General features: G+C 51.5%; 29 protein-coding genes. 11 read left to right on the top strand and 18 right to left on the bottom strand.

Annotation, left to right across the window (positions count from 1 at the left end; all coding sequences use genetic code 11):
• Positions 1–30 precede the first annotated feature (30 nt).
• A complete protein-coding gene (locus ACWAU4_RS19725) occupies positions 31–498 on the top strand; it encodes a GNAT family N-acetyltransferase (protein ID WP_109247132.1) in 468 nt (155 codons plus the stop codon).
• The gene (locus ACWAU4_RS19720) at positions 499–816 is read left to right on the top strand and encodes a putative quinol monooxygenase (RefSeq protein ID WP_025011549.1); all 318 of its coding nucleotides are present in this window, start codon (positions 499–501) and stop codon (positions 814–816) included. It begins immediately after the preceding gene.
• Between the two features lie 58 nt (positions 817–874).
• Here the strand turns inward: ACWAU4_RS19720 and ACWAU4_RS19715 are convergent, their stop codons facing one another.
• Positions 875–1126 (bottom strand): hypothetical protein, encoded by a 252-nt coding sequence (locus ACWAU4_RS19715; RefSeq protein ID WP_025011550.1) that lies wholly within the window; start codon positions 1124–1126, stop codon positions 875–877.
• Between the two features lie 206 nt (positions 1127–1332).
• On the opposite strand from ACWAU4_RS19715, the gene ACWAU4_RS19710 reads away from it, so the two are divergent.
• On the top strand, positions 1333–2211 hold the full coding sequence (locus tag ACWAU4_RS19710) for a radical SAM protein (RefSeq protein WP_028781372.1): 879 nt from the start codon (positions 1333–1335) through the stop codon (positions 2209–2211).
• Here the strand turns inward: ACWAU4_RS19710 and ACWAU4_RS19705 are convergent, their stop codons facing one another.
• On the bottom strand, positions 2212–3057 hold the full coding sequence (locus ACWAU4_RS19705; protein ID WP_025011552.1) for a mechanosensitive ion channel family protein: 846 nt from the start codon (positions 3055–3057) through the stop codon (positions 2212–2214).
• 123 nt (positions 3058–3180) lie between these two features.
• Between ACWAU4_RS19705 and ACWAU4_RS19700 the strand changes: the two genes are divergently transcribed.
• A complete protein-coding gene (locus ACWAU4_RS19700; RefSeq protein WP_208125171.1) occupies positions 3181–3672 on the top strand; it encodes a hypothetical protein in 492 nt (163 codons plus the stop codon).
• 19 nt (positions 3673–3691) lie between these two features.
• Here ACWAU4_RS19700 and ygiD read toward each other — a convergent pair whose 3' ends face one another.
• Positions 3692–4471 carry a 4,5-DOPA-extradiol-dioxygenase gene (gene ygiD, locus ACWAU4_RS19695; RefSeq protein WP_208125170.1) on the bottom strand — a complete coding sequence of 260 codons (780 nt, stop codon included), beginning with the start codon at positions 4469–4471 and terminating at the stop codon, positions 3692–3694.
• A gap of 420 nt (positions 4472–4891) precedes the next feature.
• Here ygiD and ACWAU4_RS19690 point away from each other — a divergent pair, with 420 nt between their 5' ends.
• Positions 4892–6067, top strand: a complete 1176-nt coding sequence (locus ACWAU4_RS19690; protein WP_045282588.1) for a type III PLP-dependent enzyme — start codon at positions 4892–4894, stop codon at positions 6065–6067.
• A 73-nt stretch (positions 6068–6140) separates the two neighbouring features.
• Here ACWAU4_RS19690 and ACWAU4_RS19685 read toward each other — a convergent pair whose 3' ends face one another.
• A complete protein-coding gene (locus ACWAU4_RS19685; protein ID WP_093981952.1) occupies positions 6141–6353 on the bottom strand; it encodes a YdcH family protein in 213 nt (70 codons plus the stop codon).
• Between the two features lie 307 nt (positions 6354–6660).
• Between ACWAU4_RS19685 and udp the strand changes: the two genes are divergently transcribed.
• Positions 6661–7419, top strand: coding sequence for a uridine phosphorylase (udp, locus tag ACWAU4_RS19680; RefSeq protein ID WP_025011557.1), 759 nt, complete (start codon positions 6661–6663; stop codon positions 7417–7419).
• A gap of 58 nt (positions 7420–7477) precedes the next feature.
• On the opposite strand, the gene ACWAU4_RS19675 is transcribed toward udp, so the two are convergent.
• Positions 7478–8230, bottom strand: coding sequence for an outer membrane protein OmpK (locus ACWAU4_RS19675; RefSeq protein WP_025011558.1), 753 nt, complete (start codon positions 8228–8230; stop codon positions 7478–7480).
• A 410-nt stretch (positions 8231–8640) separates the two neighbouring features.
• On the opposite strand from ACWAU4_RS19675, the gene ACWAU4_RS19670 reads away from it, so the two are divergent.
• From ACWAU4_RS19670 to ACWAU4_RS19660, 3 genes are read left to right on the top strand one after another with little or no spacing between them, the layout of a single operon-like run.
• Positions 8641–9102 carry an NfeD family protein gene (locus tag ACWAU4_RS19670; RefSeq protein ID WP_025888236.1) on the top strand — a complete coding sequence of 154 codons (462 nt, stop codon included), beginning with the start codon at positions 8641–8643 and terminating at the stop codon, positions 9100–9102.
• A 22-nt stretch (positions 9103–9124) separates the two neighbouring features.
• Positions 9125–10051, top strand: coding sequence for an SPFH domain-containing protein (locus ACWAU4_RS19665; protein ID WP_045282590.1), 927 nt, complete (start codon positions 9125–9127; stop codon positions 10049–10051).
• Positions 10048–10995 (top strand): SPFH domain-containing protein, encoded by a 948-nt coding sequence (locus tag ACWAU4_RS19660; RefSeq protein WP_025011561.1) that lies wholly within the window; start codon positions 10048–10050, stop codon positions 10993–10995. The genes ACWAU4_RS19665 and ACWAU4_RS19660 overlap by 4 nt, the downstream gene beginning before the upstream one ends.
• 65 nt (positions 10996–11060) lie before the next feature.
• Here ACWAU4_RS19660 and rho read toward each other — a convergent pair whose 3' ends face one another.
• Together rho and trxA are read right to left on the bottom strand one after the other, a co-directional pair.
• Entirely contained in the window at positions 11061–12326 is a 1266-nt protein-coding gene (gene rho, locus ACWAU4_RS19655) for a transcription termination factor Rho (RefSeq protein WP_025011562.1), read from the bottom strand.
• Positions 12327–12538: 212 nt separating this feature from the next.
• On the bottom strand, positions 12539–12865 hold the full coding sequence (trxA, locus tag ACWAU4_RS19650) for a thioredoxin TrxA (RefSeq protein WP_025011563.1): 327 nt from the start codon (positions 12863–12865) through the stop codon (positions 12539–12541).
• Between the two features lie 153 nt (positions 12866–13018).
• Between trxA and rhlB the strand changes: the two genes are divergently transcribed.
• Positions 13019–14332: an ATP-dependent RNA helicase RhlB gene (rhlB, locus tag ACWAU4_RS19645; protein WP_025011564.1), complete on the top strand. Its 1314-nt coding sequence runs from the start codon at positions 13019–13021 to the stop codon at positions 14330–14332.
• On the top strand, positions 14333–15262 hold the full coding sequence (locus ACWAU4_RS19640; RefSeq protein WP_025888238.1) for a Ppx/GppA phosphatase family protein: 930 nt from the start codon (positions 14333–14335) through the stop codon (positions 15260–15262). It begins immediately after the preceding gene.
• A gap of 86 nt (positions 15263–15348) precedes the next feature.
• Here the strand turns inward: ACWAU4_RS19640 and ACWAU4_RS19635 are convergent, their stop codons facing one another.
• The 11 genes from ACWAU4_RS19635 to ubiE form a co-directional block, all read right to left on the bottom strand.
• Positions 15349–15885 carry a thioredoxin family protein gene (locus ACWAU4_RS19635; RefSeq protein ID WP_028781367.1) on the bottom strand — a complete coding sequence of 179 codons (537 nt, stop codon included), beginning with the start codon at positions 15883–15885 and terminating at the stop codon, positions 15349–15351.
• A gap of 203 nt (positions 15886–16088) precedes the next feature.
• Complete coding sequence (gene hemB / locus ACWAU4_RS19630) at positions 16089–17099, bottom strand: porphobilinogen synthase (protein ID WP_025011566.1); 1011 nt, start codon at positions 17097–17099, stop codon at positions 16089–16091.
• Positions 17096–18997: a sensor domain-containing diguanylate cyclase gene (locus ACWAU4_RS19625; protein ID WP_025888242.1), complete on the bottom strand. Its 1902-nt coding sequence runs from the start codon at positions 18995–18997 to the stop codon at positions 17096–17098. The genes hemB and ACWAU4_RS19625 overlap by 4 nt, the downstream gene beginning before the upstream one ends.
• Positions 18990–19793, bottom strand: coding sequence for a TatD family hydrolase (locus tag ACWAU4_RS19620; RefSeq protein ID WP_107352853.1), 804 nt, complete (start codon positions 19791–19793; stop codon positions 18990–18992). Before ACWAU4_RS19620 ends, ACWAU4_RS19625 begins: the two co-directional genes overlap by 8 nt.
• Positions 19790–20293 carry a hypothetical protein gene (locus tag ACWAU4_RS19615; RefSeq protein WP_208125168.1) on the bottom strand — a complete coding sequence of 168 codons (504 nt, stop codon included), beginning with the start codon at positions 20291–20293 and terminating at the stop codon, positions 19790–19792. Before ACWAU4_RS19615 ends, ACWAU4_RS19620 begins: the two co-directional genes overlap by 4 nt.
• Before the next feature lie 48 nt (positions 20294–20341).
• Positions 20342–21097: a twin-arginine translocase subunit TatC gene (gene tatC / locus ACWAU4_RS19610; protein ID WP_025011570.1), complete on the bottom strand. Its 756-nt coding sequence runs from the start codon at positions 21095–21097 to the stop codon at positions 20342–20344.
• A gap of 10 nt (positions 21098–21107) precedes the next feature.
• Entirely contained in the window at positions 21108–21515 is a 408-nt protein-coding gene (gene tatB / locus ACWAU4_RS19605) for a Sec-independent protein translocase protein TatB (RefSeq protein ID WP_028781365.1), read from the bottom strand.
• A gap of 6 nt (positions 21516–21521) precedes the next feature.
• A complete protein-coding gene (gene tatA / locus ACWAU4_RS19600) occupies positions 21522–21767 on the bottom strand; it encodes a Sec-independent protein translocase subunit TatA (RefSeq protein ID WP_028781364.1) in 246 nt (81 codons plus the stop codon).
• Positions 21768–21826: 59 nt separating this feature from the next.
• Positions 21827–23476, bottom strand: a complete 1650-nt coding sequence (ubiB, locus tag ACWAU4_RS19595; protein WP_208125167.1) for a ubiquinone biosynthesis regulatory protein kinase UbiB — start codon at positions 23474–23476, stop codon at positions 21827–21829.
• Positions 23473–24105 (bottom strand): ubiquinone biosynthesis accessory factor UbiJ, encoded by a 633-nt coding sequence (locus ACWAU4_RS19590; protein WP_044735309.1) that lies wholly within the window; start codon positions 24103–24105, stop codon positions 23473–23475. The genes ubiB and ACWAU4_RS19590 overlap by 4 nt, the downstream gene beginning before the upstream one ends.
• A 1-nt stretch (position 24106) precedes the next feature.
• A complete protein-coding gene (gene ubiE, locus ACWAU4_RS19585) occupies positions 24107–24862 on the bottom strand; it encodes a bifunctional demethylmenaquinone methyltransferase/2-methoxy-6-polyprenyl-1,4-benzoquinol methylase UbiE (protein ID WP_025011572.1) in 756 nt (251 codons plus the stop codon).
• Between the last annotated feature and the right edge of the window lie 119 nt (positions 24863–24981).

The raw sequence follows: 24981 nt of genomic DNA, 5'->3' as shown, positions 1-24981 counted from the left end.
GAGTTCCCGATAAGTAACAGAGTACTATCCGTGCAGTGGCAATTATTACCCTTTGCTGAGTTAACCTTGGACACCCTCTATGAATTGATGAAACTCAGGGTGGATATCTTTGTGGTAGAGCAAAATTGTCCCTACCCAGAGTTGGATGAAAAAGACAGAGCTGTTGGGGCCATGCACCTGCTTGGCCGCAGCAGTTCCGGGGAGCTGTTGGCCTATGCCAGGCTGCTGCCTGCCGGGGTCAGTTATTCCCAGGTCAGTATCGGCCGGGTGGCCGTTGCGGCCAAGGCCCGAGGTGGTGGCCGTGCCAGACAGCTGATGCAGGAAGCGATTGGCGGCTGCCATAAGCTGTGGCCCGCTGAAGATATCAAGATTGGTGCGCAGGAGTATCTGCGGGCGTTTTATCAGAGTTTGGGGTTTGAAGCGGTTTCAGAGGTCTATCTGGAAGATGGCATTCCCCATCTGGATATGTTGTTGCACTCTCAAAAGAAGGACACTTGAATGTCGTTATATCGTATAAACCAGCGTCAAATCGTTTGTGTGGCCAGCTTTCTGGCCAAGCCGGGTAAGGAGCAGGCCTTGATTGAGGCTCTGGGAGCGCTGATCCCGGACACCCGCAAGGAGGATGGCTGCATTCGCTACGAACTGAATCAGAGTCGCGATGAGCCGCGCAGAATCACTTTCGTTGAGAAGTTTGTCGACATCGAATCTTTCGATCAGCACTGCGCCAAAGACGCCATCCAGCACTATTTCCATCAGCAGATGCCTGAGCTGGTAGAGTCCCATCATGTAGAGACTTATCAGGAAATCATCGTCTGATATTTCTGGTATGAGTTGAAAACAGCTGCAACTAAAAATGCCCCGTTAGGGGCATTTTTCAGGCTCGGAGGCGAATGTCTGGCTGCAGATCCAGCTCACCTGCCGAGGAGATGGTCGCCAGCTGTGCATGCTGAGCTATGATGGCCAAGGGGCCACTGAGTAGGTTACGTACAAACAGCAAGCGATAACCATATCCCTGTAAGCGATAGAAAGCGAGTTGTTGCTCGGCAGTCATGGCATGCCAATGAATGCTATTGCTGACCTGGTCGGCATCCGGCTTTCGTCTGTCAGGTACTTGTGTGGCGATCATAGTGACTCTTACCCCAGGTTGGCACTCGCGGACTATAAGGCGCTGCAGTTGTTACGTATTCGGCTAATATAACAGGCTTGCACGGGGTAAAATATGACTTTGGGCAAAAAATATGCAAATTAGTGCTTCGGGATTAACCTCAAGGCTTAAGCCTGCCGCCTCCGGTAACAGGGGCAAAATCGATTGAGTCATAAACAAGGAGCAGCATGTTGTCATATATTGAACCTGTGTTTCGGCCGCCATCGGAGTGGAAATCTCTCATACTGCAGGTGACCAATGGTTGCAGCTGGAATCGCTGCGCCTTTTGCGACATGTATACCCAGGAGCAGAAGCGTTTCAGGGCGTTCAAGTTGGAAAAGGTGGAAGCAGACCTGCGCCGGGTAGCTGCTTCCGGCGCCGAGGTGAACCGGGTGTTTCTGGCCGATGGTGATGCCATGACGTTGCCGTTTGCCAGGCTGGAACAGATTTGTGAGCTTATTCATCACTACTTGCCCAATGTCAGTCGCATCAGTAGCTATTGTTTGCCGCGCAACCTAGACAACAAGAGTGTGGAGCAGCTACTACGGTTGCGGCAACTCAAGTTGTCCTTGCTGTATGTCGGTTGCGAGAGTGGTGATGATCAGGTGCTGACCCGTATTGGCAAGGGTGAGAGTTACGCCTCCTCGCTGGCGGCGTTGGAGAAAATTCGTGCCGCCGGAATAAAGTCATCTGTGATGATACTCAATGGTCTGGGTGGCGTGGCTTTATCAAAGCAGCACGCACTTAATTCGGCGCGACTGATGAATGCGGCGCAGCCGGATTATCTCAGCACCCTGGTGGTGACTCTGCCACTTGGCAAGGAAAGAATGGATAGTGCGTTTGATGGCAACTTTCAAATGCCGGACCAAAGACAACTGTTGCAGGAGATGCGTTATTTGCTGCAGGAGTTGGAGTTAGAGCAGACCATTTTCCGCTCGGATCATGCTTCCAATTACTTGGTGTTGAAAGGCATACTTGGGCGGGACAAGGCCAGGTTGTTGGCGACGGTTGAGGAGGCGCTCGCAGGACGCTTCGCCCTGCGAGCCGAGTGGCAAAGAGGCTTGTAATCAGTCTTCTTGCCGCTCAGTGATCCTTATGTCCCGTGCCGGACAGGGGATCTGGATCCCTGCTTGTTGCAGACCTTGCCAAATTTGCAGATTTATTTGGTATTTGTCCTGGAAATAGCTGGCAGTTGGGACCCAATAGCGTACGCCGATATCTATGCCTGTGCTGTTGAAACCATTGATACCCACCTGTGATGGGGAGTTGGCATCGACACTGGGATGGCTGCCGAGCACCGCCTGAGCTATGGCTATCGCCTGCTGGGGATCGGCTTTATAGTCGATGTTGAAGTGGGTTTCTACCAATTTGTTGGCAAAGGAGTTGTGCAGTATCTCGCCGATAATGTGTTTGTTGGGAATACTGATCTGCTCGCCCTCCTCGTTGGTGAGTATGGTCAGCCCCAGGCGAATATCCTTAACCAGGCCTGTGACGCCTTTGACCGTGATGGTATTGCCCACGATAAAGGGACGGGTGACTATAATGGTCACCCCGGCGGCATAGTTGGACAGCATGCCCTGAATTGCCAAACCGGCGCCCAGTGACGCGGCACCTATGGCTGCCACCATGGGGGTGACGCTGATCCCCAGTTTGCCCAAGGCGATGATGGCAATCATTATGATGATCAGTATCCGCACCAAATGAGTGACAAAAGTGGCCAGAGTGACGTCGACATTGTGTTTTTCCAACTGGCGGCTGACTGTGTTGGCTACCTTGGCGGCCAGCCACAATCCCAGCAGAAAGATGATCAGTGCCCCCAAGAGTTGGAAGCTGTATTTCACCAAAAACTCGGTTATAAGATCATAGACATTTTGCAGCTGTGCCAACTCCAGCTCCAACCCGGTATTCTTCATTGCTTGGCTCCTTTCCTGAAATGCCGCAAGATATGGAAACAATATTCCTGAGTCATGTCACTCACTTGTATTCAATAACAGGGTATTCTGCCTCTTTGTTGTGGCAAATTAAAAGGGAACTATATGAGGTCTTTTGCAATACTGCTCTCTCTGTGTCTGACCATGCTGGCCAGCCCTATGATCCAGGCTTCCGAATATGCCGTGAGTGACACGCTGAAACCGATTTCACTGCAGGATCAACATGAAGCCGCCATGGTGTTGGACACTTCAGCCAAGTATCTATTGTTTGGCCGCAGCATGAAAGGTGGTGAGATCATCAAAACCGCACTCGAAGGCCGCGATAACCAGGCGTTGCAGCAGGCGGGTATCTTTTATCTGGCCGATATCAGCGGTATGCCATCCTTGATTGCCAAATTTGTTGCCATCCCACAGATGCGGGATCTGAGTTTCAGTATTGCCCTGGACAAAGAGGGTGAGATCAGCAAATTACTGCCCGCCGCCAAGGATGCCGCCAGCCTGATCTCTCTGGACCAGTTGACCATCACCAAACTGCAATACTTTGATGACGCCGAAGCCCTGAAGCAGGCTCTCAAAGACGCCGGGCTGCAAGACTGAGCCCTTCGCAGCTCGAGCTTCAGCCGAGCTGCAGACTCAACATACTGATAGCCCCCATCTCCAGGCTGTTGTTGAACAGCAGCCTGCGCTCTCCCGGGAAGGCGCTTCCCAACAAATAAAACAGTGGCTGCAGATGCTCATCTGTTGGATGACACAGCTCGGCCGTGCCGGTATCGACCAAAGTTTTGTAGTCCAGCAGCGCCTGATCTTCTTCAGCTATTAAACCCTCGGCAATCGCCTGATTAAACCGGGATGCCCAAGGCAATGGTGGGCTGCCTGGTGCCAAGGCGCGCAGATTGTGGACCACATTGCCTGAACCTATGATCAGTACGCCTTGCTCGCGCCAGCGCCTTAACTCGCGTCCAACCTGGAACTGCTGCTGCGCTCTGAGGTTTTGATCCAGACTCAATTGAAATACCGGAATATCGGCCTCGGGATAAAGGTGAACCAAGGCCGACCAACTGCCATGATCCAACCCTTGCGAGTCGATACGAGTGACAGGAATGCTCAGACTGGCAGCAATCTGCTTCGCCAACTCCGGCGCGCCGACGGCCGGGTATTGCATGGCAAAGAGTTCGGCGGGAAAACCGCCGAAATCATGTATGGTTTGCGGCCGACTTGCAGTGGAAATTGCGGTGCCCCGTGTCAGCCAATGGGCCGAAATTAACAATATCGCTCTGGGCCTGGGAAGTGTTTGTCCCAGTTCTTGCCACTGCTTTGTGGTGGTGTTGTTTTGCAAGGCGTTCATCGGGCTGCCATGGCCCAGAAACAGCGCCGGCATTATCTGTGTTGCGGACATAGAGTCTCCAAATCAGCGGTAGGATGCAGTATGCAGTTCCTGACATATCTGCATTCAGCTTACCCGGATGCTCGGTTGAAAATAATCGCAAAATACTCGCCATACTCTTCCATTAAATCGAATATCCCCAGCTCTCTTGCTTGCCGCTATGCTTTAGGTAGTTCCTGTAGCCGTTTGCTTTGAAGCGCCTTCAAGCGAGTAGCAATCATGGTTTGTATTTGAGGGGGAAAGTAGTAATTGCATGATTCTTAATGCTTTTATTTTATAGTTGCTACGGCTTGAATTTTCGGAATAAAAAATTGATTTTAATGTATAAAAATTCATTGCGTGAGGGGCGGAAATAGCGTTTACTGCGCTGGATTTTAACCCGCTTCGGCGAGGCTGTTCGCCGCACTTGAATGTCGAGGAGACACAGGGCCAATGAGCCAATTTCAATCTATTGATGTTGCTGATTACTATGACAATGAAACCTTTGAGCGTATCAAAGCTTTTGCCAGTGATAAGGTGACACCTTTTGTGGTGATAGATACCAAGATCATCGCGAAACAGTATGATGATATGGTGCAGAGCTTTCCCTTTGCCAGCGTTTATTATGCAGTGAAGGCCAACCCGGCACCTGAGATCCTCAGCTTGCTGCGTGATAAGGGAGCCAATTTTGACATAGCTTCCATCTATGAGCTGGATATGGTGATGGAGTTGGGTGTTTCCCCTGAGCGGATAAGCTATGGCAATACCATTAAAAAACGCAAGGATGTCAGAGCCTTCTACCAGCGTGGCGTGACTATGTTTGCCTCCGACTCAGAGGCCGATCTGCGGATGATTGCCGAAGAAGCCCCTGGGGCCAAGGTCTATGTGCGGATCCTTACCGAAGGTACAGAAACCGCCGATTGGCCGTTGTCGCGTAAGTTCGGCTGTCAGAACGAGATGGCCTATGAGCTTTTGGTGCTGGCCAAGGAGTTGGGGTTAAAGCCCTATGGCTTGTCATTCCATGTGGGTTCACAGCAGCGGGACATAGGGGCTTGGGATGCGGCAATCGGTAAGGTTAAGGTGATCTTTGACAGGCTCAAAGAGGAACATGGCATAGTGCTGGATATGATCAATATGGGCGGCGGCTTTCCGGCCAACTATATCGACAAGACCAATAGTCTCACCACTTACGCCGAGCAGATCATTCACTTCCTCAAAGAGGATTTTGGTGAGCAGTTGCCCAAGATAGTGCTGGAACCCGGGCGCTCCTTGATTGCCAACGCCGGTGTACTGGTCTCTGAGGTGGTATTGATCAGCCGCAAGTCCAACACGGCACTGGAGCGCTGGGTATTTACCGATGTCGGTAAGTTTTCCGGGCTGATTGAGACTATGGACGAAGCGATTAAGTTTCCGATTTACACCGAGGCTCAAGGGGAGCTGCAACCTTGCGTTATTGCCGGGCCTACCTGTGATAGCGCCGATATTATGTATGAACAGTACAGTTACGGTTTGCCAGAGGAGCTGGCCATAGGTGACAGGCTCTATTGGTTGACCACAGGCGCTTATACCACCACATATTCGGCGGTGTGCTTCAATGGTTTCCCACCCTTGCAAGACTACTATTTGTAATCTCGGCGAAGAGTGAGGTTTTCGCTGAGATTGATTTCAACAGGGCGCCAAGTGGCGCCCTGTCTGTTTTGGATTAACCGTTAGCTTTGAGAATGTCGTACAGCTGTTCTTTCAGCTCCAGTTTGCGCTTTTTCATCTCTTTGACTTCTTGGGTATATTCACTGGAAAGCTGCTGCTCCTTATTCTTTATCTCTTTATCCAGCAGATTGTGTTCATCAAAAAGCTTCTGAAAATGGCTATCGCTGCTCTTGAGACTGGTGATCAGATCGCGGTATTCCGGAAACATTGGTGCACTCCTGTTGGCTGGGGGATTATTGTTAACCCTAACCTGTTTGGGATGACGAATATGTGACCTTGATCAATGGAAAGATTAACCGTTTGGTGGAGGTGAGTGAGGCCTTTTACTGCTATGCTTTCGAACAATCTGTTGTAAAACCAGTCAGACAATCGTAGCAAACTTGGTAACTCTGTTACGGCTGATTATTTAATTATTGCCGTAAAATCTGTGATCAAGTTAATCTTATCCGCTTCCATACTGGGATAGAGTCTCGGTAAGACGAATTTTATAATCAAAATTGAAAGGGGTTTTCACTATGGCTGATGTATTTCACTTGGGTTTGACCAAGCAGATGTTGGATGGCGCCACACTGGCTATCGTGCCTGGCGATCCTGAACGAGTTAAACGTATCGCTGAACTGATGGACAAGCCGACTTTCCTGGCCAGCCATCGTGAGTACACCAGTTATCTGGCTTATCTTGATGGTAAGCCGGTAGTGATTTGCTCTACCGGTATCGGTGGTCCTTCGACTTCCATCGCGGTGGAGGAATTGGCGCAACTGGGAGTTAATACTTTCCTGCGTGTCGGTACCACAGGTGCAATTCAGCCTCACGTGAATGTGGGTGATGTGATTGTGACTCAGGCTTCTGTGCGTCTCGATGGTGCCAGTTTGCACTTTGCGCCAATGGAGTTCCCTGCGGTGGCTAACTTCGAATGTACCACAGCCATGGTTGCCGCCTGTCGTGATGCCGGTATTGAACCACACATTGGGGTTACTGCCTCATCTGATACCTTCTACCCGGGTCAGGAACGCTATGATACCGTTAGTGGTCGGGTAACCCGCCGTTTTGCCGGTTCAATGAAAGAGTGGCAGGAAATGGGCGTACTCAATTATGAAATGGAGTCTGCGACTCTGTTCACCATGTGTGCCTCTCAAGGCTGGCGCGCCGCTTGTGTCGCCGGTGTGATTGTCAACCGTACCCAGCAAGAGATCCCCAATGAGGCAACCATGAAACAAACTGAAGTCAGTGCGGTTTCCATTGTGGTCAACGCCGCCAGAAAACTGCTGGCCTGATTAGGTAAAAATGGAAAAGGCGCTCACTGAGCGCCTTTTTAATGAATCATGACCCGGCTCAGAAATGATATTGAGCTATCACCGAATAGGTGTTCTGGTCGACACCGTCCACACCATACTTGTTCTGCCAGTAATCATACTCGATACCTACCAGAAACTTATCCTTCTTGGCTTCGCCAAAAAGCACTGCGCCCAGGTCGTATTTGATCTGGGGGTTGATATGGATATTTTCTTTATAGCCGTCTTCATCGGCGGCAAATACCCAGTCGATAAAGCCATCGAAGACAATCTTGCTGTTGCCCACGGGAATGTCCATGCGGAACACAGGAGTCAACTGCCAGCCATCGCTGATATTGGCACTGTTTTGGGCATCACGGCGATAGGTGTTCAGCTGGAAATAGGTGAAGTAGGGCAGCTTGAGGTCCATACCTATACCGTAGAGCAGTGTTTCCACCGGGCCTTCGCCCTCTTCGAGTGTCAGCGCCAGTGACAGATCTGTCACTGGGCCAAAACCCACAGGTTTGCCGAGAATTTTACCGGCGCTGAAGCGGGTAGAGATCTCGCCATAGGTGGTGCTGTCCTTACCGCCATTGTGGCCGTTGAAATTGATAAAGTCTTGAAACACAAACCAATCGCCGTATTTCCAACCGCCGGCGGTTTCCAGGGTAAAAGTGGTTTGCTTATCCGATGGTGCCAGGTCGTAATCCTGGCCATAGAGCGCAGTGATATTGACATCCCACCATTGCACCAGAGGTTCGCTGAATGCTTGAGGTGAGAGTAACAGAGCTGCGCACAGGCAGATTTTTTTCATCTTAGAGTATCCCTTTGGTAGAGTCAGAAGCGGTTTGCTGTTGTGCCGGCGGCTATCTGTTGGCAAAACGTTTTACCAAGGCTGAATTCTGTGATTCGATTGCCGGTCAAAAAGCCATGGCAATATAGGGAAAAACGGCGTCGGACTCAAAGCTTTTTTAACCTGTTGAAACAGCCGTTGAATAATGACATTTTTTGATTTAATTCAATTGATTGGAAAGGTAAATCAAATAATTTCCAACAGCTGTGACTCACAAAGATGTAAAGAAAAGTTGAATTTTGTGAGCTGAAAGTCATTTGGTCAGCGAATCCTGAAGGTTCATTTGATTCAAGTTGACATATTATGTCGCCAAGGGATGCAACTGCTGATATAGTGCCAAGATGGACACTTGATTTCTGGGGGAGGGATATATGGCGTCTTCGGATCCCATGCTTTATTGGGCCTTAATCGGTATAGTGCTGATGCTGGCTGAACTGATACTGCCTGGCGGGATAGTGGTATTTCTCGGTGCAGCCTGTTTATTGGTAGCCGGGGCTATCTGGGTGGGTTTGGTCGAGGGCTGGGCACAAAGCCTGACCCTGTGGTTTATCTCCTCAATCGTCCTGCTGTTGAGCTTCAGGCAACTGACTCAACGTTTGGTGGGAGGCGACTCTCACGTTGGCAATACCGACGAGGAGCTGGATCTGTTTAATCTGCCGGCTCGGGTCAAGGAAACCATTGGGCCGGGTGAAAAAACCGGTCGCATCGAATTTCAGGGGGCGGATTGGCCCGCACTGGGAGACGGCTCGGAGATCCCGGTCGGCACCAGAGTGAAGGTCATCTGTCGCGATAATATTGCTCTGGTAGTGGAACCACTCGACGACTCTGAATAATCAATCAAGCAGGAAGGACTCTATGTTTGCATTTACCATTTTTATACTTTTTGTTCTGTTCATTCTCTATAAGCTGATGTTGATTGTGCCCATGCGTGAGGTGCATGTCATTGAGCGTCTGGGGAAATTCCGTACTGTACTGCAGCCGGGCTTTCACTTTTTAATTCCCTTCTTCGATCGAGTCGCTTATCGACACGATACCCGTGAGCAGGTGCTTGATGTACCGCCGCAGAGCTGTATTTCCAAGGACAATATCCAGCTGGAAGTCGACGGCCTGGTTTATCTCAAGGTGATGGACGGCAAACTGGCCAGCTATGGTATTGAAGACTATCGTCTGGCGGCGGTAAACCTGGCACAAACCACAATGCGTTCCGAGATAGGTAAACTGACTCTGAGCCAGACCTTTTCCGAGCGTGATGCGCTCAACGAGGCGATTGTCCGCGAAATCGACAAGGCGTCCGATCCCTGGGGGATCAAGATGCTCAGATATGAGATCAAAAATATCAGCCCATCCAGGCATGTGATCCACACCCTGGAGAAGCAGATGGAAGCCGAGCGTCGCAAGCGCGCCGAAATCACCCTGGCCAGCGCCGAGAAAGAGGCGATGATCAACCTGTCTCAGGGTGAGCGTCAGGAAGCGATTAACATCTCAGAGGGCCAGAAACAGAAGCGCATCAATGAGGCTCAGGGTACGGCGCAGGAGATTGCGATTGTTGCCAACGCCCAGGCCGAGAGTATGGCCATGGTTGCCAAGGCGCTGGCGGTCAACGGCGGTAATGAGGCGATGAACATGCAGCTGAAGGAACAGTTTATCGAACAGGTCGGTGAGATATTGCAGAAGGCAGATATTTCCGTGGTTCCTACTGAACTGGCAAAGATGGAAGGTTTTTTCGAGGGTATTCAGCAAGTCAGCAATACTGCTGCCGGTAGTAAAGGAGTGCGCAAATGAATCTGGGACAGATAGATACCGACATGATAGTACTGGGGATCTGGGGACTTATCTTCCTGATCTTTATCGTCAAGCTGTTTCAGTCGATTCGCTTGGTGCCAACTAAATCTGCCTATATCGTGGAGCGCTTGGGTAAATACCATATGACTCTGGATGCCGGCTTCCACGCTTTGTTGCCTTTTATCGATAAGGTCGCCTATATCCATGACCTTAAAGAAGAAACCATAGATGTGCCACCTCAGGAGTGCTTCTCCAGTGACGAGGTGAATGTCGAGGTGGATGGGGTTATCTATATTTCTGTGGTGGATCCGGTCAAGGCCAGCTACGGGGTAACCGATTATCGCTATGCGGCCATTCAACTGGCGCAGACAACCACCCGCTCTGTGATAGGCACTCTGGAGCTGGACCGCACCTTTGAAGAGCGCGACTTGATTAGTGCCAAGGTGGTAGAGGTACTGGATCAGGCCGGCGCCTCCTGGGGTATTCGGGTGCATAGATATGAGATCAAGAATATTACTCCGCCGGAAACCGTGAAAAACGCCATGGAGATGCAGGTCAATGCCGAGCGTGAACGCCGGGCATTGCTGGCCAAGAGCGAAGGTGATAAGCAGAGCAAGATCAATCGTTCCGAGGGTTTGAAGCAGGAGATGATCAACCACTCAGAGGGTGAGATGCAACGCCGAATCAACGAGGCCGAAGGTAAGGCCGAGGAGATACTGGCGATTGCCCGCGCTACTGCAGATTCGATAGAGAAGTTGGCCGAAGTTATCGCTGCGCCCGGTGGCAAAAACGCGCTACGGATGCAACTGGGGGAGCAGTATCTGGCGCAGCTCAGCGGTCTGAGTAAGCCTGGCAGCAAGATAGTCCTGCCGGGGAATATGGTGGACTTTGAATCCTGGATGGCCTCAATTGGGCTGACGGAAGAGAAGGCCCCTGACGCTTGATAAGTTAACTGGATCAAAAAAGCCGCTCTTGGAGCGGCTTTTTTTATGGTTTACTAGTCAGTCGATCAAGACTTGGTGCGTTTCATCGCAGTGAAGAACTCTTCATTGGTCTTGGTCATTGCCAGCTTGTCGATCAGGAATTCCATCGCGCTGACTTCATCCATAGGATTGAGGATCTTACGCAGGATCCACATCTTCTGCAGCTCATCCGGTGTAGTCAGTTTCTCTTCACGGCGGGTACCACTGCGGTTGAAGTCAATGGCAGGGAAAACCCGCTTCTCGGCGGCCTTGCGTGACAGATGCAGTTCCTGGTTACCTGTACCCTTGAACTCTTCGTAAATTACTTCGTCCATCTTGGAGCCGGTATCGATAAGCGCAGTGGCGATAATGGTCAGACTGCCGCCATTTTCGATATTACGGGCTGCACCGAAGAAACGCTTGGGTCTGTGCAGTGCGTTGGCATCTACACCACCTGTCAGTACCTTGCCTGATGAAGGCACAACTGTGTTGTAAGCACGAGCCAGACGGGTGATAGAGTCCAGCAGAATCACTACGTCTTTCTTGTGCTCAACCAGGCGCTTGGCCTTTTCGATAACCATCTCTGCAACTTGTACGTGACGGCTTGCAGGCTCATCGAAGGTGGAAGCGATCACTTCGCCCTGAACCAGACGCTGCATTTCAGTCACTTCTTCAGGACGTTCGTCGATCAGCAGCACCATCAACACCACTTCAGGGTTGTTGTAGGTGATGGACTGGGCAATATTCTGCAGCAGCAGAGTCTTACCGGCTTTGGGTGGCGCAACAATCAGACCACGTTGGCCCTTACCCACGGGTGAGCAGAGATCCAGAATTCGGGCGGTGATATCTTCGGTGGAACCGTTACCGCGTTCCATACGCAGACGTTCTTCTGCATGCAGTGGGGTAAGGTTTTCAAACAGGATCTTGTTGCGGGAGTTTTCAGGCTTGTCGAAGTTAACTTCGTTGACTTTCAGCAGAGCAAAATAGCGTTCGCCTTCTTTTGGGGGACGTATCTTGCCAAAAATAGTGTCACCCGTTCGCATGTTGAAACGACGGATCTGGCTTGGAGAGACGTAAATGTCATCGGGACCGGCCAGATACGAACCATCGGCACTGCGCAGGAAACCAAAACCATCCTGAAGTATCTCCAGAACGCCTCCACCGAAGATGTCTTCACCACTCTTGGCGTGGGCTTTCAATATAGAGAAGATGATATCCTGCTTGCGGGCACGAGCCATATTCTCCAGCTTCATTTCTTCGGCCAGTGCGACTAAGTCTGCAATAGACTTGTTTTTTAATTCAGTTAAATTCATTTTTGGTGGGTCTTGTTTCACGCGACAAAGCTTACGCGCTCAATCTCTCAAATTGGACTTGATGGATGTTGATTGAACAGCGAGAAGTGGGTTAGTAGAAAGAATCTGGTTATTAAAGTAGCACTATCAGGACAGGGCGTCCAGAAGTTTAACTGAACCCGGCACATTTTTATTTCGGGGCGTGCCGGGTGTCACTTATTTGATTTGAGTGATCAAATCTGGGCGTCGATGAACTCTTTCAACTGAGTCTTGGACAGGGCGCCAACCTGATTGGCAACCAGTTCACCGTTTTTGAACAACAGCAGAGTTGGGATACTGCGAACACCGTATTTAACAGGTGAAGCGTTGTTCTGATCTATGTTCAATTTGGCGATGGTCAGTTTGCCGGCGTACTCTTCGGCAACATCGTCCAGGATTGGAGCGATCATTTTGCATGGGCCACACCACTCGGCCCAGAAGTCTACCAATACAGGCAGTTCTGATTTCAGGACGTCATTTTCAAAGCTGTCGTCGCTCAGGTACACAATTTTATCGCTCATGATGTTCTCCAGTTGGGTTGCCATTGCTGGTCTGTTAATGGCTTAACCTGTATATTGGGTTGGATTAACGGCAATTCAAGTCACCGTTTTTTTCTTGTCGCTATTTCAAACGATCGAGTATCTTATTGCAACCCTAACTGGTATGCTTGCGCTATGAGCGAAACACATTTATCCCAACAAAAATTTGCCGAACTGCCACTCCATCCTGAAGTAATTCAGGCACTTGCAGAAAACGGTTTCGAATATTGTACGCCTATTCAGGCGCTTTCCCTGCCGGTACTTTTGCAGGGCAAAGATATCGCCGGTCAGGCGCAGACAGGTACGGGCAAGACCCTGGCCTTTCTGGTAGCAACTTTTAACCACTTACTTTCTACCGACATCCCCGCAGAACGCCAACTTAATCAGCCCAGAGCCATCATCATGGCACCAACCCGGGAATTGGCGATTCAGATAGCCAAAGATGCCACCTTGCTGTCCAAACACACCAAACTCAAGGTGGGGATTGTCTATGGCGGCGAAGGCTATGATGCCCAGCGCAAAGTGCTGGACAAGGGCGTGGATATCCTGATTGGTACTACAGGACGCATCATAGATTACGTGCGTCAAGGGGTTATCAACCTCAGCGCTATTCAGGCCGTAGTGTTGGATGAAGCGGATCGCATGTTCGATCTCGGCTTTATCAAAGACATTCGCTTCCTGTTTCGCCGCATGCCGGATGCCAAAGACAGGCTCAACATGCTGTTCTCGGCAACCCTGTCGATGAAGGTGCAGGAGCTGGCTTATGATCATATGAATGATCCGGTCAAAGTCGAAATTGCACCGGAAGAGAAGACCTCAAAAAACATCAAGGAAGAGCTGTTCTATCCTTCGATGAAGGACAAGATCCCACTGCTGCTTACCCTGATTGAAGAAGATTGGCCGGATAAGGCGATAGTCTTTGCCAACACCAAGCATCAGTGTGAGAACCTCTGGGGCTGGCTCGAAGGTGATGGTCACAGAGTCGGTCTGCTGACCGGTGATGTGCCGCAGAAGAAACGTCTTAAGATCCTGGAGCTGTTCACCAAGGGTGATCTGGATATTTTGGTGGCCACAGACGTAGCGGCCCGTGGCCTGCATATTTCTGATGTGTCCCATGTCTATAACTTCGACCTGCCTGATGACTGTGAAGACTATGTTCACCGTATCGGTCGTACCGGCCGTGCCGGTGCCAAAGGGGTTTCAGTCAGCTTTGCCTGTGAAGAATACGCCCTCAACCTGCCGGCTATCGAAGACTATATCAAGCACTCGATTCCGGTAACCTCTTACGATGCCGAAGCTTTGCTCGATGATATTCCAGCACCGGTTCGTATTCATCGTAAGCATGCCGGACCACGTAATACCCGTGATCGCGGCCAGGGACGTCCTCAGGGAGCCCATCGTAGCGGCGGTCGTCCGCCCCGTCACGACAGGACCCGCAGACATTCCTGAATGCCGAAACCCGCCTACGCAGCCATAACCCTTGGCTCCAATAGCTTCAATATGCTGGTTGCCCGCACTGTCGGCGGCCAGCCCAAGGTTCTCGCCAAATACAAACGTAAGGTGAGGTTGGCCGAGGGAATCGAGGCCGATGGCAGTCTCAACCTGGCGGCATTCGAACGTGGCCTCGATTGCCTGGCCATGTTTGCCAATATGCTCGTCGAGCATCAAGTCGATGATGCCAATGTGGCCGTCATTGCTACCGCAACCCTTCGCTGTATCAGCAATGCGGATGAATTCAATCGTCGTGCTTTGCAAATATTAGGTCACCCGATAGAGATCATCTGTGGTATGCGCGAAGCCGAACTTATCTATCAAGGCATGGTGGCGACCACTCATGGTGAAGGGCGACGCTTGGTGATAGATATAGGTGGCGCCAGTACCGAGTTTATTGTGGGTGACGGTGAAAAGGTGCTGTTTAAAACCAGCCTGCCCATAGGCTGTGTCACCTACAATCAATGCTTTTTCACCTCAGCTCCCCTGCAACCGCTGGACTTTGACGATGTGCGAGACAGGGTGGATCAGACCTTGGCTGAACACAAATCGACTTTGAAAGCGCTGGGCTGGCATTCGGTGGTCGGCGCTTCCGGAGCAGTGCAGTCAGTGGTTGAAGTGTTGCAACACAGGCAGGAATCGGAAACTCTGACCCTGACGGTGTTGGAATCACTGAAGCAGGAGTTGTTGGCTCAGGAGAGCCTGACTCTGAATGGGATCAGCGGCCTGTGTCCCGAGCGGGCACCGACCTTTGCATCCGGTATCGCTATTCTGCTGGCGCTGTTTGAACTGCTGGGTATTGAACGCCTGCATTTATCCGGCGGCGCTTTGCGCGAAGGGGTGTTGCAGATGTTGGCCAAAAGGCAGTCTTTAGCACCGGCACAGTAAAAAGGACCTTCACCAGGTCCTTTTCTCATTTTTGGCTGCTACGGCCCGAGTGCACCATAGGTTACCCGGCATAGTGGCTTGAAAGATTACTTGAGGATCTTGGCCAGATCCTGCTCCAGAGAGACTTCCGGGCGTTCAACGATACGGCCAATCTCTTTGCCATCCTGAAGCACAATAAAGGTTGGGATCCGCTGGAAGTCATATTGGGCGGCCAGGCCCTCCGGATCCTTTTTCTGGCGATCTACCCCGATATAACGCACCTGGATATTAGGGTTGGCCACTTGCTCCATGATACGGATAAAGCGTGGTGTTTCTCTATGGCAGTCCGGGCACCAGGTACCTATGATGACTACAATTTCTGTAGCTTTATCGACGGCTTTTATTGGGGCCAAGGCATCTGTCTCTACCTGATAACTCTGGTAGCCACTGCTGAATTCGGGTAATTCTGTCACCAGTTTCTGCGCTTCGACTGCGCCCGTTAAGATCACTTCCTGTTTCTCCTCGCTGCAGGTGGCGATAAAGCCTTCCTGTTTGTCTTCGAAACCACAACCGCCATTGGCCATAACCTGGCAACTGAAGAATAACGCGGTGGTGGCGAGTAACGCTTTTACATTCTGGTGCATCATACTACCTCGGGTGGGGTGACTCCATACCCTGATTCAACCATTGGTGAGGGATATGGCAAAGAGACAAACACTATGTATGTTAGCAAGATCACTAAATAATTTTGATCTGAACCAACAGGGGAGTCAGCGGGGGAATTAACTCATGCCGGGAATGGGGCAAATACAAAAAAGCCGCCTTGAAGGCGGCTTTGGAGTTCAATTTACTTGGCGTCTTTCAGCCATTGGGCGGCCTGCTTGGCAAAGTAAGTGAGAATGCCATCGGCGCCTGCGCGTTTGAAGCACAACAGAGATTCCATCACTATGGCTTTTTCTGCCAGCCAGCCGTTTTGAATTGCTGCCATATGCATGGCGTATTCACCGCTGACCTGATAGGCAAAAGTCGGCACACCCAGCTCGGTTTTGACTCTGCGCACTATATCCAGATAAGGCATGCCTGGCTTCACCATTACCATATCGGCACCTTCCTGGATATCCAGGGCGACTTCATGCAATGCTTCGTCCGAGTTGGCCGGATCCATTTGATAACTGTGTTTGTTGCCGCCTTTGAGGTTGCCGGCAGAGCCGACCGCATCGCGGAAGGGGCCATAATAGTTAGAAGAATACTTGGCGCTGTAGGCCATGATCTGGGTGTTGACATGGCCGGCGGCTTCGAGTGCCTGACGTATGGCGCCTATGCGACCATCCATCATGTCTGAAGGAGCCACCATATCGGCACCGGCAGCGGCGTGGGACAGCGCCTGCTTCACCAGAATTTCAGTGGTGACGTCATTGATAATATAACCGGTCTCATCGATGATGCCGTCCTGTCCATGGGTGGTGTAGGGGTCCAGCGCGACATCTGTCATCACGCCCAGCTGAGGGAACTCTGCCTTGAGCTCACGAACGGCTCTTTGCACTAAACCATCGGGATTGTAGGCTTCTTCGGCCATCAGGGACTTTTTCTCCGCCGGTGTGACGGGGAATAGGGCAATCAAGGGGATCCCCAGCTCTACCAGCTCTTCGGCTTCCTTGAGCAGCAGATCTATGCTGTAACGCTCAACGCCCGGCATGGAGGCCACCGACTCGGTACGTTTGTTGCCTTCGAGCACAAACATGGGGTAGATGAGGTCATTGACCGTCAACTGGTTTTCAGCCATCAGGCGGCGGCTGAACTCATGCTTGCGCATACGGCGCATACGACGCTGTGGGTAGGCACTGGTAATTATGTTCACTTTGGGCTCCTGGCTGGATCTGAAAGGGTATCTTGCTCGGGATCGAAGGCGTAGACCCGATCCCTGCCTGAATTCTTGGCACGATACAGCGCCTTGTCGGCTTGCTCCAGCAACTGGGTGATGTGCATGTCCGACTCTATGATGGCGACGCTGACGCCGATACTTGCCGTCAGAGGGATAGTCTGTTTGTCCCAACTGACATCCAAGGCCGAGATGGCGTGACGTATCTGTTCTGCCACTCTCAAGGCCCCGCTAGTATCAGTATTGGGCAATATAATAGCAAACTCCTCACCGCCAAAACGTGATACCAGATCACTTGGACGCCTGAGGATATTCTTGAGGGTATCGGCAATACTCTTAAGGGTTTGATCGCCGGCCAGATGACCATGTTTGTCGTTAATGGTCTTGAACCTGTCTATGTCCAGCATCAGCAGTGCCAGCGGTGTCTGTTGCCGGCGGCTGATGCGCCCTTCGGCCTGCAGACGCTTGTCGAAGGTGGAACGATTTTTAACTCCGGTAAGGCTGTCTATTGTGGCCTGCTCGGTGAGCTTCTGGTTGGCTTCGTTCAGCTCTCTGAGCGCGATTTCCAGCTCCAGAGTGCGCTCTTGCACCATACGCTCCAGCTTTTCGTTGCTCTCGGCTTCCATCCTCAGGGTTTCTTCCCTGGCTTCGCGGATCCGCTCTGCCTGTTTCAGAGCTTCTTGCTGAATTCTTTGCTTGGCCTTGCGCTCATCGTTGTAGCGTATTGCCAGCACTGCTGCCATAAACACCACCTCGAAAGTGAGCCCCAATAACACTGGCGTTTGTGGCATCAAGGGCAGTTTGATAAGACCCAGATACATGAGACAGGAGACGAAGATCCCCAGCGTCATTCCACTCCAGGAGACGGTGTAGAGTTTGGCGAGTTTATTGCCACGCACCGCTTGCAGGATACTGAAAATCAGCAACATCAAACTCACTGACATTACTGAGATGATCTCAATATAGATGGCGAGTGCATAATCGATAAGCACAGTCGCGAACATCAGCAGTATGGCGCAGGCCGCCGTGTAGCGACAGGCCCTCAACATGCGAATGCTGTGATACTTGAGCTGTAATACCTTCTCTGTAAAGAGGATCCCAAAGGCGATAACCAGGGGAACCAACAAAGGGATCACATACTGTTGCAACTGTGGCACATTGGGCCATAGGTAGCGAAATGCCGTGCCATTGATGCAGGCAACCAATAGGGTCATTGTGAGCACATAACCGGCGTAATAGCTGTAACTGAAGGAGCGGGTAGTCACTGCAATGAACAGTGCAAACAAGCCTATAGCGGCCAGGGCGCCTAACTGTATGCCATTGAGCATATTGCGGGTTTCATGGCTTTGCAGTAGCGCGTATGGCTCCCAGAGGTGAATAGGCAGATAGCTGCTGCCGGCCGTGGTCAGCTTCAACCAAAATTGGTGCTGTTCCTGCTGCCTGATGTCAAAGGCGTAGAGGAAGTCGGTACTCAATATGCTTCTGTGGCCAAAGGGTTGGGTATCTCCCAGAGTCAACTGACGTTTGAGACGACCATTGACGTAGTGGTAAACCTCCAGCCTGTCCATACTGGGATTATTGAAGGCCAATATTCTGTTGAAACTGCCGGGTTCATCGGCGTAGAGGCTAAAGTTGAACCAGAGGCCATCGGTTCCCATGTCGACAAAGCTGTAGTCATTCGCTGGGTGCCAGGCCGAATCCGGCAGGTTGAGCACCTGGCTGAGGCGACTATCTGGGCCTTGCTCTGTTACTCGGGCACTGGGGCGCAAGTCCGAATCCAGCCCCTTTGAGGCTGAAACTTCGACGCTGGGCTCGGCGTTAACCGCCAGAGACAGCAAACTACAGAAGAGCAGCAGTACAGAGTAAGCATTAGCCATGGGTGCTCTCCAGCTTAAAGAAACGCAAGCTGTTGCTATAGCACTGGCGTGCAAGACTGTCCAGCGACTGACCGCGGATGTCGGCGACAGCCTGGGCGATATAAGGCAGATATTTGGGCTCATTGCGGCCGGATTTTGGCTTGGGTCTCATGCTGCGTGGCAGTAGATAGGGACTGTCGGTTTCCAGCAATAATCTGTTATCCGGGATCAAGGACAGGGCGTTTACCAAGTCCTGCCCCCGGCGTTCATCACAAACCCAACCTGTCACGCCCAGGTACAGATCTCTGGCAATATAGTCTTCGGCCTGTTTGGGACCGTCGGTAAAGCAGTGCAGTAGCGCCGCCGGTAGTGCTTCCAGATAGTCGTCCAAAATAGCCAAAAAGTCATCATGGGCGTCGCGCTGGTGCATCAGTACTGGGTATTGCAGTTCTGCCGCCAGTGTCAACTGGGCCTCAAAAGCCTGGCGCTGCTGCCGGCGCGGCGAAAAGTCCCTGTTGTAGTCCAGGCCGCATTCCCCTATGGCGACGACTCCCGGTTGCCTGGCCAGTTGCCTCAGTTCGGCGGCGCTCTCCGTCTGCCACTGGCTGGCATGATGGGGGTGGACACCAGCTGTGGTGTAGATTTTTTTGGGGTATTGTCGGCAAACTTGGATGCAATTTCGGCTTTCACCCAGATGGCTGCCAATAAGGATAAGCGGCGAGACACCTTGGTCCGCCGCTTCATTGATAACTCGATTGAGATCTTGTTCCAGGTGGCTGCCAATCAGATTGACAGCGATATCCAGGTATTGATTCACTGCAGACGCTTGACCCTGATAGTGCTGTTGCGCCCTTCTGTTCCCAACAGGAATGAGCCTAAGGCGGCTTTTTCGATATAAACTTTCTGCCCGGATTCCAGGCGGAAATTGCGGCTGTCGGTCTGTTTCCAAACCTGACCGTTACTGAAGCTGATCTTGAGGGCACCATAGGGGTCTTTATCGACCTCGCTGATGGTCAGGAAAATCTTCGCAACTTCGTTTTTCTTGCTGGCCTGGATAGTGGATTCCAGGTTGTCGGCACCGAAGTCGGCCACAGGATCGGCCTGGACACTCTTGGCCACAGGCGCAGCGGTAACCACTGCGGCCTCAGTAGGGGTGACTTTTGCATGGGTGACTTTGGCAGCCAGCTCATCGTAACAGATGAGCCGGTCAAGCTTGTCAGATAGAGAGGCACACTGAGCCAATTGCTGTTCTATTCCGGCCTGAGCCTGAAAACAAAGCAGTGCAGCAGTAGAGGCAGCAATCCAGGTTAAACGCATGAATATCATCCTTCTTTTATTCTTGTTTTTACCCTTGCTGCCCGCTGATTACGCTTGCTTTTCTTCGGTCTCGTCCTCGTCTGATTCATCCGAAGCCTTGCTGTAAAAACGGGCAGCCAAGAGTCCGCCCTCAAACAATAACAGCATTGGCACGGCCAGCATAGTCTGAGAAATAACATCCGGAGGTGTCAGTAACATACCCACCACAAAAGCGCCGACAACGATATAGGGGCGTTTGGCTCTTAGGTCTTCCGGAGTGGTGACACCGGCCCAGCACAGCAAAATCACGGCGACCGGGATCTCGAATGCCAAACCAAAGGCAAAGAACAGCTTCAGAATAAAGCTCAAATAACTGCTGATATCGGTCGCAACCTGAACTCCTTCCGGAGCCACACTGGTAAAGAAGCCGAATACAACCGGGAACACCACATAATAAGCAAAGGCGATCCCCAAATAAAACAGCAGAGTACTGCTGAACAATAGCGGGACTACCAGACGTTTTTCATGTTTATACAGTCCGGGCGCAACAAAGGACCAGATCTGATACAGCACATAGGGTACAGCAATGAAAAAAGACAGTACTAGCGTCAGTTTAAAGGGAGCGAAAAACGGTGCGGCCACATCCGTTGCAATCATGCTGCCGGTATCCGGCAGTGACTGCATCAATGGGATCGCCATGTAGTGATAGATGTCGTTTGCCCAGTAAACCAGGGCGATAAACACGATGAGCACACTTGCTATAGCTCTGAGCAGTTTAGTGCGCAGTTCCAGCAAGTGGCTGATTAATGGCTGCTGTTGCGACATGCTTTACCCATTATTTAGTGTCAGTACCTGTCGGCTTGGGAGCCGTCTCGGTGGCAGGTGTCTTCTCCTCGACAGCGGCTTCTGCCTTGGGTGCTTCCTGGGCTGGAGATTTGCTGTCTTCAACCTGATAGGGACGGTTGACCGATTGGGCCGCCTCTCTCAGTTGGTCGATAGACTCCTGCAGTTCGGGAGACAGATTGCTGAGGCCCTTGCTCTCGGCCTTTTTCAGGTCTGCATGTAACTGCTCGATCTTGAGCTCCTGCTCAAGTTCATCTTTGACCGAATTGGCCATGCGTTTCATGGCACGGATCCAACCGGTAATTGAACGTACCGCTACCGGGAGACGTTCGGGGCCGAGAACGACCAGCCCCAATACCCCGATGAGCAGCAGCTCCATAAAGCCGATACCATCGAACATAGGGAATTACGCCTGTTCTTTGTCCTTGGACTCTGGCTTCTTATCAGCCGCCTGTGCTTTGGGGTCTGCTTGAGTGTTCTGTGCAGAAGTGTCCTCGATGGCCTTCTTGTCATCGTCACTGGACATGGCGTTCTTGAATCCCTTGACTGCTCCGCCGAGGTCGCCGCCCAGTGAACGCAGCTTCTTGGTGCCGAACAGCAGCACTACAATTAACGCGATGATGAGAAGTTGCCAAATACTGATACCACCCATGAAGGTTTCCTCTTAGATAATCTTGGTTCAATTATGAACCTTTAATTAAAATGTACTAATTAAAATTTCTTAATTTTGGGCCTGGATCGCCATCCAATAAACCACAGGATTGCTCCGGCTCCCATACTGACATAGGAAGGCCACAGTGTAGCGTTCTGACTGAGTGAAATCGTGCCACAGATCAACAAAATTGCGGATGTGATTAACAAATAATTGCTCTTGTGCGCTTTCTGCTGGTGCTTCAGATATTTGTCCAACATCTGCTGCTGAGCTCCAAGGAGATTCCGCCCCAGCTTCAGATTGTCATATATCAGCTCCGGAAACTCTGGAAGTTTATCAGACCAGAAGGGCAATTGTGTTTGCACTTTTTTGAACATTGCCTTTGGACCGACCTGTTCGGCCATCCACTGTTCGAGGAAAGGCTTGGCCGTTTGCCACAGATCCAACTGAGGATAGAGCTGACGTCCCAAGCCTTCGATATAGAGCAAGGTCTTTTCCAGCAAGACCAGCTGTGGCTGTACCACTATGTGGAAGCGGCGGGCGGTACGGAACAGTTCCAGCAGCACATGGCCGAAGGAGATCTCGTCCAGCGGCTTGTTGAACATAGGCTCACACACCACTTTGACTGCTTGCTCGAAGGCCTGAATGTCGGTATCGGCCGAAACCCAACCCGATTCCACATACAGCTGGGCGATACGGCGGTAATCACGATTAAAGAAGGCAAGGAAGTTTTCCGCCAGATAGCGTTTATCCGTGTCGTTGAGCGTTCCCATGATGCCGCAGTCCAGACCAATATAGAAAGGATCTTCCGGGTGCTCGCGGGAAATAAAGATGTTGCCCGGGTGCATGTCGGCGTGGAAAAAGTTATCGCGAAATACCTGGGTAAAGAAGAGTTCCACCCCACGCTCGGCCAGTAGCTTGAGGTTGGTACCCTGGGCCTTGAGCGCGGCAACGTCCGAAACCGGGATCCCCTCGATGCGCTCCATCACCATCAGCCTTGGATAGCAAAGCTCTTCATAAACATAGGGAATATAGAGGGCGTTGGAGTCGATAAAATTGTTGCGCAGCTTGACCGTGTTGAGCGCTTCCAGTTTAAGGTTGAGCTCTCCCAGAATGGTAGTGCGGTAGTCTTCCACCACTTCGGCTGGGCGCAGGCGATTATCCGGGCCGAGAATGGTTTCCAGCAGATTGGCACTCTGGCTCATCAGCTGCAAGTCGGCGAGAATGTTTTGCTCTACATTGGGGCGTAATACCTTGAGAACCACGGGCTTGCCGTTGGACTTGAGCGTTGCCGTGTGCACTTGGGAAATAGATGCCGAGGCCAGCGGGGTATCGTCAAAGTCGTCAAACAGGGTTTCTATGGGGGTCTTGAGTTCGGCTTCAATGGCTTCCCGCGCCAGCTTGGAGTCAAATGGCGGGACTCTGTCCTGCAACATGGCCAATTCATGGGCCCATTCATCGCTGAGCAGATCGCGACGGGTGGAGAGCATCTGGCCGAACTTGATATAAACCGGCCCCAACTCTTGCATGGCCAGTTTCAGCCGTTCACCACCGGCCTTGGATTTATGTTTGTTGCGCAGCCAGAACAGACTGCGGCGCCAGAGTTTGAAGTACCAAGGGGTCAACTTTTTCGGCAACAGCTCGTCCAAACCATAATGCAGGGCAATGCTGATAACCTGATATCCTCTCTTGATACTGGCGAAACTCATGGGCTTTTCTTGTCCTTCAAATTGGCGAGTCGTTGTTCCAGAGCGTCCGTGGCGGCCGCAAGCTCGTCAATTTTGTCGCAATGGTGAATAAATTCAAGCCGATGAGGGGCTAATCTGTACTCTTCGGTGGTTAATTGCGCCAGATGGGATTGGGTCTTGTTAAAAACCCGGCTTAAATCTGCCTTGGCTCGCTGCAGACCACTTAACAAGATATGAGTCGGGGCATCGCCCAGATACCGGGACAAAGGCTCGGCAAAGTCAAACCTGACCTGCTGCAGAAAATGGCTGAATGTTTGCAGCAAGGCGAGTTCCCCTTCGATTACCAGCTTATCTTGTTTGATAAGCTCGGTGAGGCTTTCGCCTTCGCCCAGGCGGTAGAGGGTGGTGGCATCGGCCTTGACGGTAACCGCTGCCTCACCTTCATAGCTGGAAAGCACCTGAATTTTCTTGGCAAACACTAAATAAAGCGGCCAGTTCAGTTGACTGAGTTGCAGACACAGGACTTTACCGTGCAGCGATTTCAACCGGGCATATTCGCCCTCGGCTTGGTCGGTGACTTTCTCTAGCGCCATCTCCAGAGCGGCGCAGCACAGCAGCCGCCACTGGGATGTCAGGCTCAGCTCATTCATCTCAGAACTTATAGCCTCGGTGCAGAGCCACTACGCCGTCGGTCATATTGATGTAATCCACCTGCTCCAGGCCGGCATCTTGCATCATCTGTTTCAGGGTTTCCTGATCCGGGTGCATACGGATGGACTCGGCCAGGTATTCGTAGCTGTCGGCGTCTTTGGCAACCAGCTGACCCATCTTGGGCAGGATCTTGAACGAATACAGATCGTAGGCCTTACGCATGATCTCATGCTGTGGCTTGGAAAACTCCAATACCAACAACTTACCGCCTGGCTTGAGCACACGTTGCATGGAGCGCAGCGCCGCGTCTTTGTCGGTCACATTACGCAGGCCAAAGGCGATGGTGATGATATCGAAGTGATTGTCCGGGAAGGGCAGTGCTTCGGCGTTGGCCTGTACATAACTGACGTTGCCCACTATGCCCTTGTCGCGCAGCTTGCTGCGACCGACTTTGAGCATGGAATCATTGATATCCGCCAGGATAACCTGACCCTTGTCACCCACCAGGTGCGAGAACTTGGCGGTCAAATCACCGGTACCACCGGCCAGATCCAACACCTTCATTCCCGGACGGGCACCGGCGCACTCAATGGTAAAGCGTTTCCAGAATCTATGGATACCAAAAGAAGCGACATCGTTCATGATGTCGTATTTAGTGGCAACGGAATGGAAGACTCCGGCTACCAGGTCGGCCTTCTTATCGGCTTCGACAGTTTTATACCCGAAATGTGTACTCTTTGGTGAGTCTTCAGACATCAGTGTATTCCTATGACTAGCTCGTATTGCAGCGAGTGTAAGCTATTGGTACAGCTTGCTGAATCTTTGCGCGGCCAAGCTGTGATCGCCGCAGTAAAAAATGCTGTTGGCCCCCAGGC

Source organism: Shewanella sp. FeAMO (assembly GCF_053653955.1).
The sequence above is the reverse complement of the archived record's forward strand: the minus strand, read 5'-3'. Positions and strand labels throughout refer to the sequence as shown.

Bases quoted from the DNA above. Each gene is read 5' to 3' on its own strand.
- ACWAU4_RS19670 (WP_025888236.1), top strand. From the start codon at position 8,641: ATGGCGTCTTCGGATCCCATGCTTTATTGGGCCTTAATCGGTATAGTG.
- ACWAU4_RS19625 (WP_025888242.1), bottom strand. From the start codon at position 18,997: ATGGCTAATGCTTACTCTGTACTGCTGCTCTTCTGTAGTTTGCTGTCT.
- ACWAU4_RS19675 (WP_025011558.1), bottom strand. From the start codon at position 8,230: ATGAAAAAAATCTGCCTGTGCGCAGCTCTGTTACTCTCACCTCAAGCA.
- tatA (WP_028781364.1), bottom strand. From the start codon at position 21,767: ATGGGTGGTATCAGTATTTGGCAACTTCTCATCATCGCGTTAATTGTA.
- ACWAU4_RS19705 (WP_025011552.1), bottom strand. From the start codon at position 3,057: ATGAAGAATACCGGGTTGGAGCTGGAGTTGGCACAGCTGCAAAATGTC.
- ubiB (WP_208125167.1), bottom strand. From the start codon at position 23,476: ATGAGTTTCGCCAGTATCAAGAGAGGATATCAGGTTATCAGCATTGCC.
- tatB (WP_028781365.1), bottom strand. From the start codon at position 21,515: ATGTTCGATGGTATCGGCTTTATGGAGCTGCTGCTCATCGGGGTATTG.
- trxA (WP_025011563.1), bottom strand. From the start codon at position 12,865: ATGAGCGATAAAATTGTGTACCTGAGCGACGACAGCTTTGAAAATGAC.
- ACWAU4_RS19685 (WP_093981952.1), bottom strand. From the start codon at position 6,353: ATGTTTCCGGAATACCGCGATCTGATCACCAGTCTCAAGAGCAGCGAT.
- ACWAU4_RS19700 (WP_208125171.1), top strand. From the start codon at position 3,181: ATGAGGTCTTTTGCAATACTGCTCTCTCTGTGTCTGACCATGCTGGCC.
- ACWAU4_RS19720 (WP_025011549.1), top strand. From the start codon at position 499: ATGTCGTTATATCGTATAAACCAGCGTCAAATCGTTTGTGTGGCCAGC.
- rhlB (WP_025011564.1), top strand. From the start codon at position 13,019: ATGAGCGAAACACATTTATCCCAACAAAAATTTGCCGAACTGCCACTC.
- ygiD (WP_208125170.1), bottom strand. From the start codon at position 4,471: ATGTCCGCAACACAGATAATGCCGGCGCTGTTTCTGGGCCATGGCAGC.
- tatC (WP_025011570.1), bottom strand. From the start codon at position 21,097: ATGTCGCAACAGCAGCCATTAATCAGCCACTTGCTGGAACTGCGCACT.
- ACWAU4_RS19690 (WP_045282588.1), top strand. From the start codon at position 4,892: ATGAGCCAATTTCAATCTATTGATGTTGCTGATTACTATGACAATGAA.
- ACWAU4_RS19640 (WP_025888238.1), top strand. From the start codon at position 14,333: ATGCCGAAACCCGCCTACGCAGCCATAACCCTTGGCTCCAATAGCTTC.
- ACWAU4_RS19715 (WP_025011550.1), bottom strand. From the start codon at position 1,126: ATGATCGCCACACAAGTACCTGACAGACGAAAGCCGGATGCCGACCAG.
- ACWAU4_RS19710 (WP_028781372.1), top strand. From the start codon at position 1,333: ATGTTGTCATATATTGAACCTGTGTTTCGGCCGCCATCGGAGTGGAAA.
- ACWAU4_RS19615 (WP_208125168.1), bottom strand. From the start codon at position 20,293: ATGCGTTTAACCTGGATTGCTGCCTCTACTGCTGCACTGCTTTGTTTT.
- udp (WP_025011557.1), top strand. From the start codon at position 6,661: ATGGCTGATGTATTTCACTTGGGTTTGACCAAGCAGATGTTGGATGGC.
- ACWAU4_RS19590 (WP_044735309.1), bottom strand. From the start codon at position 24,105: ATGAATGAGCTGAGCCTGACATCCCAGTGGCGGCTGCTGTGCTGCGCC.
- ACWAU4_RS19665 (WP_045282590.1), top strand. From the start codon at position 9,125: ATGTTTGCATTTACCATTTTTATACTTTTTGTTCTGTTCATTCTCTAT.
- rho (WP_025011562.1), bottom strand. From the start codon at position 12,326: ATGAATTTAACTGAATTAAAAAACAAGTCTATTGCAGACTTAGTCGCA.
- ubiE (WP_025011572.1), bottom strand. From the start codon at position 24,862: ATGTCTGAAGACTCACCAAAGAGTACACATTTCGGGTATAAAACTGTC.
- ACWAU4_RS19660 (WP_025011561.1), top strand. From the start codon at position 10,048: ATGAATCTGGGACAGATAGATACCGACATGATAGTACTGGGGATCTGG.
- ACWAU4_RS19635 (WP_028781367.1), bottom strand. From the start codon at position 15,885: ATGCACCAGAATGTAAAAGCGTTACTCGCCACCACCGCGTTATTCTTC.